The 16,624-nt window shown below is 60.9% G+C and carries 18 protein-coding genes and 1 tRNA gene; 7 read left to right on the top strand and 12 right to left on the bottom strand.

Annotation, left to right across the window (positions count from 1 at the left end; all coding sequences use genetic code 11):
* Positions 1-126 precede the first annotated feature (126 nt).
* A complete protein-coding gene (gnd, locus tag J5278_RS10795; RefSeq protein ID WP_142822668.1) occupies positions 127-1,155 on the top strand; it encodes a phosphogluconate dehydrogenase (NAD(+)-dependent, decarboxylating) in 1,029 nt (342 codons plus the stop codon).
* 78 nt (positions 1,156-1,233) lie between these two features.
* On the opposite strand, the gene glp is transcribed toward gnd, so the two are convergent.
* From glp to J5278_RS10770, 5 genes are read right to left on the bottom strand one after another with little or no spacing between them, the layout of a single operon-like run.
* Positions 1,234-2,457 (bottom strand): gephyrin-like molybdotransferase Glp, encoded by a 1,224-nt coding sequence (gene glp / locus J5278_RS10790; RefSeq protein WP_209183728.1) that lies wholly within the window; start codon positions 2,455-2,457, stop codon positions 1,234-1,236.
* Positions 2,454-2,954: a cyclic pyranopterin monophosphate synthase MoaC gene (moaC, locus tag J5278_RS10785; RefSeq protein ID WP_209183729.1), complete on the bottom strand. Its 501-nt coding sequence runs from the start codon at positions 2,952-2,954 to the stop codon at positions 2,454-2,456. Before moaC ends, glp begins: the two co-directional genes overlap by 4 nt.
* Before the next feature lies 1 nt (position 2,955).
* Positions 2,956-3,771: an indole-3-glycerol phosphate synthase TrpC gene (gene trpC / locus J5278_RS10780; protein WP_209183730.1), complete on the bottom strand. Its 816-nt coding sequence runs from the start codon at positions 3,769-3,771 to the stop codon at positions 2,956-2,958.
* A 16-nt stretch (positions 3,772-3,787) separates the two neighbouring features.
* The gene (gene trpD / locus J5278_RS10775; RefSeq protein WP_209183731.1) at positions 3,788-4,804 is read right to left on the bottom strand and encodes an anthranilate phosphoribosyltransferase; all 1,017 of its coding nucleotides are present in this window, start codon (positions 4,802-4,804) and stop codon (positions 3,788-3,790) included.
* Between the two features lie 18 nt (positions 4,805-4,822).
* Complete coding sequence (locus tag J5278_RS10770; protein WP_209183732.1) at positions 4,823-6,718, bottom strand: peptidylprolyl isomerase; 1,896 nt, start codon at positions 6,716-6,718, stop codon at positions 4,823-4,825.
* A 166-nt stretch (positions 6,719-6,884) separates the two neighbouring features.
* Here J5278_RS10770 and J5278_RS10765 point away from each other — a divergent pair, with 166 nt between their 5' ends.
* From J5278_RS10765 to J5278_RS10755, 3 genes are all read left to right on the top strand, one after another.
* On the top strand, positions 6,885-7,166 hold the full coding sequence (locus J5278_RS10765) for a hypothetical protein (protein ID WP_142822674.1): 282 nt from the start codon (positions 6,885-6,887) through the stop codon (positions 7,164-7,166).
* A gap of 383 nt (positions 7,167-7,549) precedes the next feature.
* Complete coding sequence (locus tag J5278_RS10760) at positions 7,550-8,767, top strand: HlyD family secretion protein (RefSeq protein ID WP_209187463.1); 1,218 nt, start codon at positions 7,550-7,552, stop codon at positions 8,765-8,767.
* Positions 8,760-10,301, top strand: a complete 1,542-nt coding sequence (locus tag J5278_RS10755; RefSeq protein WP_142822676.1) for a DHA2 family efflux MFS transporter permease subunit — start codon at positions 8,760-8,762, stop codon at positions 10,299-10,301. The genes J5278_RS10760 and J5278_RS10755 overlap by 8 nt, the downstream gene beginning before the upstream one ends.
* 27 nt (positions 10,302-10,328) lie before the next feature.
* Here J5278_RS10755 and J5278_RS10750 read toward each other — a convergent pair whose 3' ends face one another.
* A complete protein-coding gene (locus J5278_RS10750; protein WP_209183734.1) occupies positions 10,329-10,883 on the bottom strand; it encodes a DNA-3-methyladenine glycosylase in 555 nt (184 codons plus the stop codon).
* A gap of 189 nt (positions 10,884-11,072) precedes the next feature.
* Here J5278_RS10750 and J5278_RS10745 point away from each other — a divergent pair, with 189 nt between their 5' ends.
* A complete protein-coding gene (locus J5278_RS10745; protein ID WP_111215685.1) occupies positions 11,073-11,321 on the top strand; it encodes a hypothetical protein in 249 nt (82 codons plus the stop codon).
* 137 nt (positions 11,322-11,458) lie between these two features.
* The gene (locus J5278_RS10740; protein ID WP_142822678.1) at positions 11,459-11,707 is read left to right on the top strand and encodes a BON domain-containing protein; all 249 of its coding nucleotides are present in this window, start codon (positions 11,459-11,461) and stop codon (positions 11,705-11,707) included.
* A 44-nt stretch (positions 11,708-11,751) separates the two neighbouring features.
* On the opposite strand, the gene J5278_RS10735 is transcribed toward J5278_RS10740, so the two are convergent.
* From J5278_RS10735 to J5278_RS10725, 3 genes are all read right to left on the bottom strand, one after another.
* Complete coding sequence (locus tag J5278_RS10735) at positions 11,752-12,018, bottom strand: hypothetical protein (protein WP_209183735.1); 267 nt, start codon at positions 12,016-12,018, stop codon at positions 11,752-11,754.
* A 20-nt stretch (positions 12,019-12,038) separates the two neighbouring features.
* Positions 12,039-12,302: a hypothetical protein gene (locus J5278_RS10730; protein WP_209183736.1), complete on the bottom strand. Its 264-nt coding sequence runs from the start codon at positions 12,300-12,302 to the stop codon at positions 12,039-12,041.
* Between the two features lie 152 nt (positions 12,303-12,454).
* The gene (locus tag J5278_RS10725) at positions 12,455-12,748 is read right to left on the bottom strand and encodes a DUF2934 domain-containing protein (protein WP_209183737.1); all 294 of its coding nucleotides are present in this window, start codon (positions 12,746-12,748) and stop codon (positions 12,455-12,457) included.
* Positions 12,749-12,929: 181 nt separating this feature from the next.
* Between J5278_RS10725 and J5278_RS10720 the strand changes: the two genes are divergently transcribed.
* Positions 12,930-13,856, top strand: a complete 927-nt coding sequence (locus tag J5278_RS10720; protein WP_209183738.1) for a DUF429 domain-containing protein — start codon at positions 12,930-12,932, stop codon at positions 13,854-13,856.
* A gap of 79 nt (positions 13,857-13,935) precedes the next feature.
* On the opposite strand, the gene sfnG is transcribed toward J5278_RS10720, so the two are convergent.
* The 3 genes from sfnG to J5278_RS10705 all read right to left on the bottom strand — a co-directional run bounded on the left by sfnG (position 13,936) and on the right by J5278_RS10705 (position 16,624).
* Positions 13,936-15,039 (bottom strand): dimethylsulfone monooxygenase SfnG, encoded by a 1,104-nt coding sequence (gene sfnG / locus J5278_RS10715; RefSeq protein ID WP_209183739.1) that lies wholly within the window; start codon positions 15,037-15,039, stop codon positions 13,936-13,938.
* A 554-nt stretch (positions 15,040-15,593) separates the two neighbouring features.
* A tRNA-Arg gene (locus J5278_RS10710) sits at positions 15,594-15,670 on the bottom strand.
* 168 nt (positions 15,671-15,838) lie between these two features.
* Complete coding sequence (locus J5278_RS10705; protein WP_209183740.1) at positions 15,839-16,624, bottom strand: ATP-binding cassette domain-containing protein; 786 nt, start codon at positions 16,622-16,624, stop codon at positions 15,839-15,841.

Raw genomic sequence — 16,624 nt, 5'->3', positions numbered from 1 at the left:
TTTCGCAGCTACGCTTGCCTGCTAACCCTCGACGCCGTAATTTGCGAGCACTAAGGCCTGTCGCAAAATCACCCTATACACTTGACCGGAGCGACCGCTCCAAAACCGTCCCAAGGAGACGTGACTATGCAGATTGGTATGATTGGCCTCGGCCGCATGGGCAGCAACATGGTGCAGCGGCTTATGAAGAGCGGCCACACGGCCGTCGTCTTCGACGCGCGCGCCCAGAGCGTCGAGGACCTCAAGGGCATGGGCGCCACCGGCAGCTCCAGCCTTGAGGACTTTGTCGCCAAGCTGGATAAGCCACGCGCCATCTGGATGATGCTGCCGGCAGCCATCGTCGACAACGAACTGACCAAGCTGGTGCCGTTGCTCGAAGAGGGCGACATCATCATCGATGGCGGCAACTCCTACTATCATGACGACATCCGTCGTGCGGCGATGCTGAAGCAGAAGGGCATCCACTATGTCGACGTCGGCACCAGCGGCGGCGTGTTCGGCCTGCAGCGCGGCTATTGCCTGATGATCGGCGGCGAAACGCCGACCGTCCAGCACCTGTCGCCAATCTTTGCAACGCTTGCGCCTGGCATGGGCGACGTGAAGTCGTCCGCCCAGCGCAGCGAAGTCGCTGCTGCCAAGAGCACGGCGGAGCAGGGCTTCCTGCATTGCGGTCCGCATGGCGCCGGTCACTTCGTCAAGATGGTCCACAACGGCATCGAATATGGCCTGATGGCTGCCTACGCAGAAGGCTTCAACATCCTGCGCCACGCCAATATCGGCATGCAGCAGGCCGAGGCCGACGCCGAGACAGCGCCGATGTCGAACCCGGAATTCTACCAGTACAATCTCGACATCCCGGAAATCGCCGAAGTCTGGCGTCGTGGCAGCGTCATCACCTCTTGGCTGCTCGATCTGACGGCAGATGCGCTGCACGAAGATCCGGCCCTGTCGCAGTATGCCGGCCGCGTTTCGGACTCCGGCGAAGGCCGCTGGACGATTTCCGCGGCTATCGACGAAGGCGTTCCGACACCGGTCCTGAGTGCGGCCTTGTTCAGCCGCTTCTCTTCGCGCGGCAATGACGGCTTTGCCAACCAGGTGCTGTCAGCCATGCGCGCCGGCTTCGGCGGCCACCACGAAAAGCCACCCGTCAAGTAAGCGGGCCGGCAACAGACGCACTTCCATCGGGCGGCGAAAGTCGCCCGATGTGATTCTGGCAGTTCGCTCGCGAGGGCGTCAGCCCTGCAGGTCCGGCCGCAGCAGGAGAATGGGGCAGGGCATGCCGGCCGGCATCGCCGGAGCATTTGGGGGCCGTACGATCAGGCAGTCTGCCTGGGCGAAGATCTTCATCATCGAGGAATCCTGCTTGCCGAAAGGCTCCGTAAGCCAGCTGCCATCGCTCGATTTGGAAAGCGTTGCGCGTAGATAGTCCTGACGCTGATTGTTCGCCGCAAGTGGTTTCGCCGTCAGCGAAGCTGCCGCGCGCTGGATCGGCGGCAGACTGGCAAGTTTGCGGATCAGCGGCTCCAGGAACAGGATGCCGCAGACAAGGCTCGACACCGGATTTCCGGGCAGGCCGAGCACATGTGCCGCTCCGAGGCTGCCGACCATCAGCGGCTTGCCCGGCCGCATGGCGATGCGCCAGAAGTCGAGTTGCATGCCGGATGCCACAAGCGTTGCCTGCACGAGGTCATGGTCTCCCACGGAGGCACCGCCAAGCGTGACGATAACGTCGGCACCGGCGTCGCGCGCACGTTCCACAGCCGCCGTGATTGCCGCGCTGTCATCCGGCGCAATGCCGAGGTCGAGGATATCGGCTCCGGCTTGTCGAGCGAGAGCTGCGATGCCGAACGTGCTTGAGGCCAGGATCTGCGATGGACCGGGGATTGCGCCGGGCGGCAGCAGTTCATCGCCGGTGGCAAGGATCGCCACCAGCGGTTTGCGGAAGACGGTCAGCGTCGCATGGTTCATGGCTGCTGCCACAGTCAGCCGGGTGAAGTCCATGACGGTGCCGTGCGGCAGCACGATCTCGCCATCGACGAAGTCCTGACCGCGTGGGCGCACATGCTGGCCGGAGCGTACCGGATAGGTCGAGCGTATGCTGCCGTCGGTCGCCTCGACATCCTCCTGCAGAAGTACGCTGTCGGCCCCCTCAGGCAGTGGCGCGCCGGTGAAGATGCGCACCGCCTCGCCACTGGCGACTGTGCCTTCGAACGCGTGGCCGGCGGCCGAGATGCCGATGACTTTCAGACTGGTATTCGGTGCAGAGAGATCGGCCTGCCGGATCGCGTATCCGTCCATCGCGGAGGCGTTGAAAGGCGGCTGGGTGAGGCGGGCGGGAAGGTCTGTCGCCAGTACACGGCCGGAGGCATCACTGAGGGTCACAGTCTCGTGCTCGGCGACAGGCCGCACCTTGTCCAGCAAGCGCGCCTGCGCTTCGGCAACAGGCAGCAAGCTCATGGGGATGGGCCTGCAAGCCGGAAGTCGCCGGATTTGCCGCCGGACTTTTCCTCGAGCCGGATGCCGCCGATTTCCATCAGCCGGTCGGCCGCCTTGGCCATGTCGTAGATTGTCAGGCAGGCAACAGAGACGGCGGTCAATGCTTCCATTTCGACGCCGGTGCGTCCCGTAAGCTTGGCAGTTGCCATCACACGCAGTCCGGGAAGGCTGTCGTCGGGCGTGATCTCCACACCGATCTTCGTCAGCATGAGCGGATGACAAAGAGGAATAAGGCTCGATGTCTGCTTGGCGCCCATGATCCCTGCCAGGCGCGCCGTGCCGATGACGTCGCCTTTCTTGGCGTTACCCTCGAGAATCAGCCGGAGTGTCTCAGGCTGCATCTTCACATGGCCCGAAGCCGTTGCACTGCGCATGGTCTCCGCCTTGTCGCCGACATCGACCATGTGGGCTTCGCCGGACGCATCGATGTGCGTGAGGCTGCCGTGCTCTGCCGCCATGCTATTCGGCCGCCAGCGCGGCGGGTTCGCCTGTCAGGAGGGTTCGCGTTGCCGCTGCCACATCGTCCTTGCGCATCAGGCTTTCGCCGACCAGGAAGGTATCGATCCGGCATGCCTGCAGCCTGAGGCAGTCGGCGTGGGTGAAGATGCCGCTTTCGCCGACGATTATCCGATCCGCGGGCACCATCGGTGCCAGTCTTTCGCTGGTGGCAAGGCTGACCTCGAAAGTGCGCAGGTCGCGGTTGTTGATGCCGATGAGCGGCGACGACAGTTTCAGCGCACGCTCCATTTCCGGCTCGTTATGCACTTCCACAAGCACATCCATCCCGAGTCCGAAGGCTTCGTCCTGAAGGCGCTCCGCATCCTCATCCGAAAGCGATGCCATGATCAGAAGAATGCAGTCGGCACCCCAGGCGCGAGCTTCCTGCACCTGGTAGGTCTCAAACATGAAATCCTTGCGCAAGGCGGGCAGGCTGCAGGCGGCGCGTGCGGCGGTCAGGAACGCCGGGGAGCCCTGGAAGCTGGGGGCATCGGTCAGCACGGAAAGGCAGGCAGCTCCGCCCGCGTCGTAGGCCGCAGCCAATGCCGGCGGATCGAAGTCGGCACGGATCAGACCCTTGGACGGGCTTGCCTTCTTGATTTCGGCGATGAGGCCGAACAGGCCAGCCTCATGCTTTGCCACGAGAGCCCGGTGGAAGCCGCGCGGCGGCGTCTGGTCCGCCTGCATGGCCTTGAGGTCGGCAAGCGAAACCGATGCCTTTGCGGTCTCGATTTCCTGGCGCTTGTAGATTTCGATTTTTTTGAGAATGTCGGTCATGGCGAGCGCCCTTCCTTCAGTCGCCGTCGTTCGAGACGGCAATCAGCCTGTCGAGAGCGGCAGCCGTAGCGCCACTGTCGAGCGATTTTGTGGCAAGCCGCATGCCGTCGATGACGGTCCCGGCCTTGCCGGCCACGACCAGAGACGCGGCGGCGTTGATCAGCGAGATATCGCGATAGGCATTTTTTTCGCCGGAGAGCACGGCACGCAAGGCGGCCGCATTGGCAACGCCGTCGCCGCCCTTGAGGTCGGCCAAGACGGCAGGCTGCACGCCAAAATCACCGGGGCGGAGTTCGAACGTCCTGATCTTGCCGTCTTCGAGTGCCGCAACCTGCGTCATCCCCGTCGTGGTGATCTCGTCAAGGCCGTCGCCATGGACCACCCACACATTTTCTGCACCGAGATCGCGCAGCACTTCGGCCAACGGCACCACCCATTGCGGTGCGTAGACGCCGAGCAATTGCCGGCGAGCGCCAGCGGGGTTCGACAGGGGGCCGAGAAGATTGAAGATCGTCCGGGTGCCGAGTTCCACCCTGGTCGGGCCTACGTGGCGCATCGCCGAATGGTGTATCTGGGCAAACATGAAGCCGATACCGGCGTCGCGGATGCAACGGCCTATATGCTCCGGCGAGATGTCGAGCTTCACACCCAGCGCCGAAAGGCTGTCGGCTGTGCCGGCTTTCGAGCTTTGCGCGCGGTTGCCATGCTTGGCAACCGTTACGCCGCAGCCTGCGACGATCAAGGCGGCAAGGGTGGAAATATTGTAGGTGCCCATGCCGTCGCCGCCGGTGCCGACGATGTCGATGGCATCGGCCGGAGCTTCCACAGGCAGCATCTTGGCGCGCATCGTGGTGACGGCGCCGACGATCTCGTCGACGGTTTCGCCTTTCATCCGCAGCGCCATCAGGAAGCCGCCGATCTGCGACGGCGTCGCCTCGCCGGACATCAGGATCTCGAAGGCCTGCCGCGCCTCGTCGCGCGTCAGACTTTCATGGCCGGCGACTTTGGCAAGCAGTGGCTTCAGATCGGCCATCGAGGTCGGTTCCCTAGCTTAGCGCTGCACGGCCTGAGCCGCGGCCTCGCGGTTTACGGTCACGCCGTATTTCGTCTGCAACTCGGCAACCATCTGGTCGAGGATATCGTCACCGGCAGCGTCTGCAATCCTGGAAATCTGCTGGTCCTGGTTGGCAAGGACATCCGTGGCTGGCGGCGTCGTGTTGACGTCGGTTACCTTCAGCAGGATCTGCGTCGTGTCGTCGCCGCCGACGGCGCTGGCAACCGTATCGACAGGTCCGGAGAATGCTGCCGACACACCGGCGCTGCCAAGGACGCTGTCGTCCATGTTGCGCGTCACGTTGGTCTTGTTTTCGACGGCAATGCCAAGCGGCGCGGCAATATCGGCGAGCGACTTGCCCTTCTTGGCCTCATCCTTCAGGGCGGTGGCCTTGGCGGCGAGGGCGACCTTCTGCTGTTCCGCGGTCCAGTCGGCAGCGGCCTTGTCATGCACCTCGGCAAGCGGACGATCGTGCTCAGGGGTCACGTCCAGTACGTCGAACCAGACATAGCCGTCGCTGCCGATGGGAACGGGAAGTGCCTGGACGCCGACATCGGTCTTGAAGGCTTCCGTGAGCAGCTTCTGGCGCTCGGGAATATCCTTGACCTCGTTGCCGGCCTTGTCGAGGCCGGTGGCGTCGACGGAATCGACCGTCACGGGCTTCAGTTTCAGTTGCTGCGCTGCCTCGACCAGTGTCGCGCCGGAGCCGCGTGCATCTTCGAACTTGTCGTGCAGGTCGGCGATCTGCGAGGATGCTGCAGCAATCGCCATCTGCTTGCGGAGGTCTTCCTTGACGTCCTCGAACGACTTGGCGCTTTCCACCTTGATGTTGGTGACGCGCAGGATAACCGGTCCGAACGATCCCTCGATGACGCCGGTCGTGCCGCCGTCCTTGGTGACAGCGAAAGCCGGTTCCGCGATGGCAGAATCCGGAACGCTCGCCTTGTTGAATGTACCGAGCATGACGTCGCTGGCGGTCTTGCCCTGATCGGTTACCAGCTGGTCGAAGGTCGTGCCGGTTTTAAGGGCGACGGAAGCCGCGTCCGCCAGGTCCTTGTTGGCAAAGCTCAGCTGTTCGATCGTCCGGGTCGCCGGGATCGTGAAGCTTTCCTTGCGCTTTTCGAATTCGGCGCGCACGGCATCGTCCGTGATGGCGGCGGTATCAGCAATGTCGGCTGCCTGCAGCTTCACGTAGGAGAGTTTGCGATACTCCGGCGCGCGGTACCGCGACTTTACGCCTTCGAACCACTTCGCCAGCACGTCGTCAGCCGGGGCCTTGACCGGATCGATGTTCGCATTTGTGAGGATCAGGTAGTCGATGCTGCGGCTCTCGTCGTGGAACTCCTTAAGGCCGGCAACCAGCGTTTGCGGTGCCTTGAAGCCGTTGGATATGGAATCGACGATCTGGCCGCGAACCGCGACCTTGCTGCGCTCATTGATATAGTCGTCCTGGCTGATGCCGGCATTGGCGAGGCGGCTTGTGAACAGGCCGCGGTCGAATTGACCTGTGTTCGACTTGAATGCCGGGTCTTCGCCGATCAGTTTGGCGAGCCGGTCCTGCGACAGTCCGAGGTTCATGTCGGCTGCCAGCTGGTCCAGCGAGGCGCCAGCGACGAGCTGGGAGTTGGTCTGCTGTTCAAGCCCGAAGGCGCGGGCCTGCTCCGGCGACAGCTGCGTTCCGAACTGCTGGCTCAGCGCCGAGAGCTGGCGTCGATAGGCGAGGCGGTATTCCGCAGCCCCGATCTGCTGGTCGCCGACACTGATGACGGTCGATCCGGTGCTGCCGCCGATCAAGGACCGCGACACGCCCCAGATCCCGAAGGATGCCACTAGCAACAGCATCAGGCCCTTGGCGACCCAGGTGCGGGCCAATTTTCTCAGCAGTTCAAACATCGGAATGCTAACCTCAATACGGAACGGCCTCGCAAATCAGGCGAAGCATTGGCTGTTCCTTAGAGCAATCCGCACGGGAATTGAAGAGCATCCGCCGAAATCGCAAAATGCGCGGAACCAATGCCGATACTCGGCGTTTATCGGGCACAAACAAAGGAGCTGAAAAATGGCTGAACTGAAAACCGCTTCCATCCAATCCGCAGCAGCACGTGTCGAAACAGAAGCAGCAGCGCAAGACCTTTCCGCGCAGATCACCGCCCTCAAGGAAGATCTGGCCAAGCTGTCCGAAAGCGTTGTGGCGATCAGCCAGGGTGCCAAGACGGTTGTGACAGAAGAAGCCGCTCTGGTGACCTCTCGCGTCCGCGACAAGGTCCGCGAAGAGCCGCTTTTCGCTCTCGCCGTGACCGCAGGTGTCGCCTACGTCGTCGGCCTTCTCAGCCGCCGCTAAAACAATCAAATCTAAGCTAACCAGAAAGCCGGCGGTAATCGCCGGCTTTCTTGCGTTTATGGCTTTTTTGAATACAGCTATAGCGATATAGAACGTTTGACTTATTATGTATCAGGGTATAGTAAGCATGCTACCGAATAGCAGGCTTTGCGCCCATGACAATCTTCTCTTTCCACGCTTTACCTGAATACGTTTCAGCCCGCCGCCAACTGTGCGAACCGGCTGTCGTCCTGAAATCCTGCTCCGACAGGCTGCCTGGCCATAACAGACCGGCGTCGAGGGGCAGTTGCAGGCATTTCCGCATCGTCCCGACTTCTTGACCAATCCCCGCACCAACCACGTTGCCAGCGGCCCTTCGGCCCTGTGCCAGCAAGAGACTTCCCATGGCTGAACGACTGCCTCTCCCCAGATCCGCCAAATTCGAAAAGACCATCCGTGTCGTCACGACGGACGAGATTGCCGAAGGACCCTCCGGCAATCCGACAGCGGCGCCGACAGCTATCGCTCCGCCTGCAGCAGCGCCCGTTGCGACGCGCCGACGCCGTGGTGCAACGCGGCTGATCCTGTTTGCGGCGCTCCCCATCGTGCTCGTCATCGGCGGCTATTTCTACGTCACCGGCGGGCAGGTGATGTCCACCGACAACGCCTACATCGGCGCCGACATGGTCGGGGTTTCCACCGATGTCAGCGGCTTCGTCGCTGCCATAGAGGTGCATGAAAATGAACAGGTGAAGAAGGGCCAGGTGCTGTTCAGGCTGAAGCCCGATTCCTTCCAGATTGCGCTGGAGGGTGCCAAGGCCCAGCTCGGCGTTGCCCGCAACCAGATCCTGAACCTGCAGGCCAGCTACCAGCAGACCCTGGCGGAGATTGCCCAGGCCGAGGCCGACCTGCCGTTTTACCAGACCTCTTTCGATCGCCAGCAGAGCCTGATCAACAGTTCCGCAGCCTCCAAGGCCGCCTTTGATTCGGCCAAGCACGACCTAGACGCCGCCAAGCAGAAAGTAGCGGTCGCCAAAGCCCAGGCCGCCACAACACTGGCTCAGATCGGCGGTGACCTTAATCAGCCACTCGAGCAGAACCCCACCTATCTTCAGGCAAAAGCCGCCGTCGACGACGCGCAGCGGCAACTCGACGACACCGTGGTTCGGGCTTCCTTCGATGGCACCGTCACCAATGTCGACAGCCTCCAAGTCGGTGGCTACCTCGCGGCTGCTCAGCAGGGCTTTTCCCTGGTGTCGTCGAACGACATGTGGATCGCCGCCAGCCCGAAGGAAACAGAACTGACCTACGTCAAGCCGGGCCAGAAAGTCTCCATCTCCGTTGATTCCTATCCGGGCACGGTCTGGACGGGCACTGTCGCCAGCATCAGCCCCGCCTCGGGCTCCAGCTTTTCGTTGCTGCCGGCGCAAAACACCACCGGCAACTGGGTTAAGGTGGTCCAGCGCATCCCGATGCGGGTGAACATCGACGATGCCGCCGGCAAACCGCCGCTTCGGGTCGGCATGAGCACGGAAGTGGACGTCGACACGGGCCACGCTCGTGGCTTGCCGGATTTTGTCGCAAAACTGCTGGGCCGTTCCGATGGCAAGGGTCATGAGTAACCCATCCGACGGCGCCGCGCCCGTCATCGCCAACCGCGGCGCAATCACCGCCTGTGTCATTCTCGCGGTCATCATGCAGGCGCTGGATACGACGATCGCCAATGTGGCATTGCCGTATATCCAGGGCAGTGTCGCAGCCAGTTCCGACCAGATCAACTGGGTGCTGACCTCCTACATCGTCGCTGCCGCCATCATGACGCCGCCATCGGGCTTCCTGTCCGCCAAGTTCGGCCGCAAGCGTGTGCTGCTGACGGCAATCGCCGGCTTCGTGGCCGCCTCTGTGCTCTGTGGCTTTGCCCAGTCTCTGGTGCAGATTGTTGGCTTCCGCCTGTTGCAAGGTCTTTTCGGCGCGGCTCTCGTGCCGTTGTCGCAGGGTATCCTGCTGGACATCTACTCCGTCGAGGAGCGCGGCAAGGCCATGGCGCTGTTTGGTGTCTCGGTGATGGTTGGTCCGGTGCTCGGCCCCGTCATCGGCGGCTGGCTGACAGACCATATCAGCTGGCGCTGGGTGTTCTACATCAACGTGCCGATCGGCCTTGTCGCCTTTATGGGCATCGTCGTCTTCGTCAAAGAGACGAAGGTCGACGCGCTGGCTAAGCTCGACGTTTTCGGCTTCAGCATGCTGAGCCTCGGCATAGCTTCGTTGCAGCTCTTCCTCGACAGGGGCGAGCAACTGGACTGGTTTTCATCCGGCGAGATCATCGTCGAAGCGCTGGTCTGCTTCTGCGCCTTCTACCTGTTCGTGGTCCACACATTCACCACAGAGAAATCCTTCGTCAACCCGCGTCTCTTTCTCGATCAGAATTTTTCCGTCAGCATGTTTTTCATCTTTATCGTCGGTGTCACTTATCTGGCATCGCTGGCGCTGATGACGCCCTATTTGCAGACCCTGATGGGCTATCCTGTCGTCACGGCGGGCATCGTCATGGGACCGCGTGGCCTCGGCACCATGGTCTGCATGTTTCTTGTCGGGCGCCTCATCGGCAAGGTGGATACGCGCTGGCTCTTGCTGCTGGGGCTCGGCCTCACGGCCTGGGCGATGTACGAGATGACCGGCTGGACACCCGATGTCTCGCAAACGACGATCATCGTTGTCGGCTTTGTCCAAGGCGCCGGTTTGGGCTTCCTGTTCGTACCGCTGACCACCGTCGCATTCGCGACCCTGCCGGCGCACATGCGCGGCGAGGGGACAGGGCTGTACAATCTATCGCGCAATATCGGCTCCAGCGTCGGCATCTCCATCGTCTCGGCGCTGATCATCCGCAATACCCAGAGCAACCACGAATCGATTGCTGCCTACGTGACGCCGTTCAACCACGCGTTCGACGCACCAGCCGCCCAGGGCCTAAGCCCGCTGACCGCGATTGGCCGCGCCAGCTTGGACAATATCGTTACCCTGCAGGCGACGATCATCGCCTATATCGACGACTTCAAGCTGCTGATGCTGATGTCGCTGTTTGCCATGCCGCTGGTCATCCTGCTGCGCAAGCCGGCTGCACCGCCGAAGGTCGACCACAGCATTGCCATGGAATAGCAAATGCCGGAGCCTGCCGATGCGGCATCAGCCAAATTTACGGCTGACAAAGCGCGATCCCGCCGCGCCGAACCGCCAGGGAGCCGCGACATTGCGCGTGATGCCGATCCGCGGCCCAGAAACGATGGGCGTCTCGGAACCCGCAGCGAGTGTGAACGGCGGCTGGTCAAGAGGCGCTCCGTTGTGTGCAAGTTCGATGCCCAGCGCCTGGCTGAGCTTGCCGGGACCGCTGCACAGTTGCGCAAGATTATCCGTGCCGCGTCGCCCTGCCATCCTGTCAAGACCGGTGTTCGGTTCCAGCGCACGGATCAGCACCGCGCTACCGGGCAGGCAGACGAAGTTGATGCACCAGTGAATTCCATAGGAGCGGTAGACATAGGCATGCCCGGCCGGGCCGAACATCACGGCGTTGCGCAATCCCGGTCCGCGGAAGCTATGGGAGGCTTCGTCGTCCAGCCGATAAGCCTCCGTTTCGACTATCAAGCCGCCGACGCCGTTGGCGCAAAATTGCCAGCCGATGAGATCGCGCGCGACCTCCACGACATCCCGCCCGAAAAAGGCAGCCAGGCTGTTGCTGAGCATAAGACACAAACCTTTGATCGATGGAGGTCACCCTGCAACTGCAGACGTTGAGCACGTGCGTGTATAGTAACCCGCTCCAATCGAAGTCAACGAACCCCGGGCCCTGCGAGCTCAGGTTCAACTTGCCGAGTTGCTGCTCAAACTGGGAACATATTAGCGTTTTGCGTCTTTCCACGCAGGAGGCTGCGGATGGCTAAGTTCTATTTCAACATAAGCGATAACGAGGGCTTTTCCGCCGGTGACGCGCCCTTCGAATATCCGACGCTGACTGCGGCCATCGACCAGGCTAAGAGCGTGCTGGCAGAGATGGCGATCGATGGGATCCCAGAGGGCAACGGCCGTCGCCTCTCCGTGGAAGTCGCCAATGACCGCCGCCAGCCCGTTGTCCGGTTCACGATTGTGCTGATGGTCGACTATTCGCCCAGCGATAGCGCCTGACGGGTTTTGCGGACGTAGACATTGCAGCCCGATATGACAATCGATGACGCTCTGACATCAAAATTGTGAATATGAACGCACGATGAACAAAATTGGCGTTCATACGTTACAACTGATAGAAAAAGGAGCGTGTCGCCATGTTCATGTCTATTCTTCCAACGAGCGGTTTTGTCGGCGCCCAGATGGCTGGCCTTTGTGCAGCAGTTTCCTCAGCTTTGGCCTACGCATCCGGCCTTGACGGAGCCCGTATTGAAGTCACCCAGGATCGAGGCGTCATCTATCTCGACGGCTCCGCACCGAGCCTTACGGCACTCGAAGCCGCAGTCAACGTTGCGCGCGAGATCGCCGGCAATTCAGTCTGCAACCGCATCGAGCCAGCCTACTGAGCCTCACCACCGGCGACAGGCTCCTGATATTCGCGTAGACCGATCTACTGCCGCCTGGCCGCACCCTTGTCAACGACCTCGAAGATTGCCCTGAGCCGATCCAGGTCGTTGGCCTTCAGCGTTTCCATATCCCCGGTCGGATTGAGGGGCTTGAACCATTCTATCGCCTCCCGCAGCACTGTCGCGTAGGGCTCGCGGTATTCGCTAAGCCCTAGCACCCATTCTCGGACGGTTTCGCGCTCCATACGGGACGCGGCATAGCGAGCATGGACGGTCTTGGCTGAACTGATGAGGTCGTCGACGTTTTTCATGGGCACTCCTCGGCTGACCGTCAATGGACCGGCGGGTCCTGGTCGTCAAGGAAAGTCCGTATTCCCTCGCGCTCTATAGTCGCCAGGAATTCATCGAAGGCATCGCGGTCGGTGGAGAAACCCTCTTCCCACATGGTTCGTCCATCCGCAGCATCGGTCACCTCCATCTTCCAGTCGAGCGTGGTGCCAGCTGCACGGAATATGTCGACGCGCACCGTGGTGCCGCTTTCCGAAAACTCACCGGAAAGCTCCGAGTGCTCAAGTCTATCTTCGTTCCGAATCATCCGATCTTATCCTCCTGCTTTTCGCTTCCTAACATGCCCGAAAGGCGAATTCTCGACGGTTGGGAATCGCCAAAAGAAGAGCCCGATGCGCTGGGCGCATCGGGCTCTTACATTTGATAACGGCCGCCTTTTATTCATCACCTTGTGCAGAATTAGGGCTGTTCGCGGGTGCCGTTTGCATTGGTGCGCTGATCGTCATCTTCCAGATCCGTTGAGACCATATACGTGTCCGAATGCTCGCGGGCCGCCTCGCGCATCGCGCGCGGGCTCGCGAGATCGTCACCCTCGATGGTCTCGGAACCGGCCTTGCCGCCGGTTCCGGCTTCAGCGTCGTAGTCGCGCTCGGCTTCCGCCCAGTGCTCCGAGTGAGCGCCGTCCGGCTGTCCGTTGCGTTCCCAGATTGCGTGTGCGCGGCGTTGGATTTCTGTTTCGCGGTTATCACTCATCATCATTCTCCCGTTGATGCGTATAAAACATGCACGGCGTCAAAGCGTTCCAAAGAAACGGAAGTGTGAATATATACAGTACGGATAAAGCGGTGTTTGCAGGCGCAACGCAACATCAAAGTTCCGCGTTAAAACTATCGCCTGTATAGCCAGCGAGCGCGTCAAAAAAAGGATCGATGGCATGGCACTCGAGGTCTGCGCGCATTGCGACTGGAGCAAGCACAGCGGAAAGCGCTGGATGTCGGCCGCCATTCGGGCGGATGGCAAATGGATTGTCGCCGCTCCGGAGCTTGTCGGCGATACCGCCACCTTGTTTCAGAGACTGGCAGGACGTTCCCACCAGTCCGGCTCGCTGCTGGTAGGGTTCGACTTCCCGATTGGGCTCCCCAAAGCCTACGCCGCAGATGCCGGCATTGCCTCGTTTCGCGAAGCGATCGCACAGTTCGGGAAGGGTGATTGGTCCGATTGGTATGACGTCGCCGATCAGCGCCACCAGATATCCCATCGACGGCCGTTCTACCCGATGCGGCCAGGCGGAACGGAGAGAGCCCATCTCTACGACGGACTTGGTATCCTCAAGAGCGATGATTTGTTGCGAGAATGCGAACGGGCGACGCCCTACAGGCCAGCCGGCTGCTCATTATTCTGGACACTGGGCGGCAATCAGGTTGGCAAGGGTGCGATATCGGGATGGCAGGAGATCATTGCGCCGGCGCTCGACGACGTTGGCATCTGGCCATTCGATGGAACGCTCGCAGAGCTTACCTCCTCCAGGTCTGTGGTGATCTGCGAGACCTACCCGGCCGACGTATACAGCCTGCTTGGAATTGCGAAAAATTGGGGAAGCAAGAGGCGTCGGGAGGATCGACGGCGCGTCGGTCCCGGCATTCTGGAGTGGGCGAAAGCGCGTCAGGATATCGACACGACGGCAATCGTCGACTGCCTGCGTGACGGCTTCGGAGACGACAGTTCCGGAGACGATCGCTTCGATGCGGTTGTCGGGCTGCTCGGAATGCTCGAAGTCGTCACCGGCCGCCGCCTGGAAGGCTCACCGGACAGCGATAGCGTAACGCGGGTCGAAGGCTGGATACTCGGACATCTTCGTTGACATTTGTCGGCGCAGTGGCCGCTGCGGATCGCTAAAGATCCGCACCGGTTTCCTGGTCGATCTCGCTTGTTGACGCTGCCTATTCGGCGGCGACGGCGGTGGTGGATGCTGCCGCTTCGATCTCGCGCACAAGCGGGATCACATGGCGGCCGAAATACTCGACCTCTTCCTGGAAATGCAGAAAACCCAGCAGGATGAGATCGGCACCGGCGCGCTTCAGGTCGACGATTCGCTCGGCCACCTGCCGTGGCGTGCCGATCAGGTTTGAGCGAAAGCCGTCATTATACTGAACGAGGTCCTCGAACGTCGATTTCGCCCAGTTGCCTTCGCCCTCGGGGGAGGCCTTGCCGGCATTCTTGACCTCATGGGCGAATGCCTTGACGGCGTCGATGTTGGCTTTGTCGATGATCTCGGCAAGCACTACCTTCGCCTCTTCCTCCGTCTCGCGGACGATGGCAAACGCATTGACGCCGACGCGAACGGAATGGCCATTGGCCTTCGCTTTCCTCTGGATATCGTCGACCTGCTTGCCGATTTCCTCCGGCGTATTGCCGTTGGTGAAATACCAGTCGGAGACACGCGCGGCCATGTCGCGCGCTGCCCGAGACGAACCGCCCTGAAAGATTTCCGGCTGCGGGTCGAGTGGTTTCGGCTTCAGCGAATAGTCGTTGAAACGATAGAAGTCGCCGCTGAATGTGAACTTGTCCTCGGTCCAGATGCCGCGCAGTGCGCGAATGAATTCTTCCGAACGGCGATAACGCTCGTCGTGGTCGAGCCAGTGTTCGCCGATGGCATGAAACTCTCCGCGAAACCAGCCGCTGACGACATTGACCGCGACGCGACCGTTGGTCAGGTGGTTGATCGTAGCGATCTGCTTGGCCGCAAGCGCCGGGTTCCAAGGCCCCGGCAGCAGTGCTGCAATGACCTTCAACGTCGTCGTTGCTGCGAGCAGGGCATGGCTGAATGCCACAGATTCATGCTGGAATTCCGCGCCGTATCCAGCCGTGAAGCGGATCTGGCTGAGCCCATATTCAAAACCCGCCGCTTCTGCGATCTGCGCCAGCTTCCTGTTATAATCGATCGTCCAGGACGTTCGCTGTTCGATATCGGACGTCACCAGCCCGCCCGAGACATTCGGCACCCAATAAGCAAACTTGACGGGGTCGGAGTTGTGAAAAGTCATCGCATTATCCTCCTTCATGCAAATCAGGCTCGGGCGCGTCGCGAAGGCCTTTGGGTGGAGTTTCCTCCTGAACCCGGCGGTGCACGGAACGCCACAATCGCAACGTCCACCCTTGGAGACTTGCATAATCTACCAAATCGATAGAACTAAAAGGAGGCCGAGTACCAATAAACGAAGTCTTCAGAGAAAATTGCCCGGCTCGCATCGCTTTCCAGGAGAATATCAATCTCGAATCCGTCAGACGCCACCTCTGGATGATCGCCAGGACTGAATACGGCACAAATATCGCATCGTCTCTGCCCGGCCATCCCGAAGCGTCCTCTTATTGCCCGCAAAGCCGCGTGATCAAGGTGAGGGCGACTGAGCCAAATCCGGCCAATTTCGTGTGAGGAGATACGATTCTCCGCGCAAGCCACCAACCAATGGCAAGCCAAGAACGTGCCGCCACCAGACTATTGCAACGCACTGATATTTGGACGCGAACGAAAGACCAACGCTGCAGGAGTGGTGGCGTTAGTTTGTTTGACGAGGTGGAAACGGACAAAATAAGAGATTGGCGCACCCGACAGGATTCGAACCTGTGACCTTTGGAATCGGAATCCAACACTCTATCCAGCTGAGCTACGGGTGCATGCCGTGGGCGGAGCTTACCGCCTGTCCGATGGCAGGTTCATAGCCCAGGTCGCGTCAGGCATCAATGCGGAAAATGCGGAAAAGCTGTCAACGACGCCAACAGTTTTTCGCAAAAGACAAGGCCGCGACGTTTTGGTTCGCGGCCTTGTGCTTTCAAGCCTGGCGATCACGCCGTCTTCATGGCGCCGGGGCCTGGAGTGGCCTTGGGCGGCACCTTGCCGAGGATGATCATGCCGAGCACTTCGTCCTTGGTGACATCCTCAGTACGGGCATGGCCCACCACCTGGCCGTTCTTCATGACGGAGACGCGGTCGGCGAGATCGAAGACATCGTGGATGTCGTGGCTGATAAGGAAGATACCGATGCCTTCCTTTTTCAGTTGCTTGATGAGTTCGCCAACTTGCGCCGTCTCTTGCGGTCCGAGCGCCGCCGTCGGTTCGTCCATGATCAGGATGCGGGCGTTGAAGAGGATAGCCCGGGCAATCGCCACAGACTGCCGCTGGCCGCCGGACAGCGCCTTTACCGGCTCCTTGAAGCGTTTGAAGTTCGGGTTCAGCCGGCCCATCACTTCGCGGGCGGACGCTTCCATTGCCACGTCGTCAAGGGTTCCCCAGCGCGTCTGCAGTTCGCGGCCGAGATAGAGATTGGCAGCGGCATCGACGTTGTCGGCGACGGCGAGCGTCTGGTAGATCGTCTCGATGCCGAATTTCTTGGCATCGCGGGGCGTGCGGATGTCGACGGGCTCGCCGTTGATGAAGATATCGCCGCTGTCGCGCTTGTAGGCGCCGGACAGGATCTTGATCAGGGTCGACTTGCCGGCGCCGTTGTGGCCGAGCAGGGCGACGACTTCGCCCGGATAGAGGTCGATCGAGGCGTTGTCGACCGCGTGGATGCCGCCGAAGGAAATGGAAATGTTCTTCAGTTCCACAAGCGGAGTGTTGTGATCCGTCAT

It is taken from the genome of Rhizobium sp. B21/90, from assembly GCF_019355815.1.
GTDB classification, from domain to species: Bacteria; Pseudomonadota; Alphaproteobacteria; order Rhizobiales; family Rhizobiaceae; genus Rhizobium; species Rhizobium rhododendri.
This window is presented reverse-complemented; position numbering and strand designations above follow the sequence as displayed.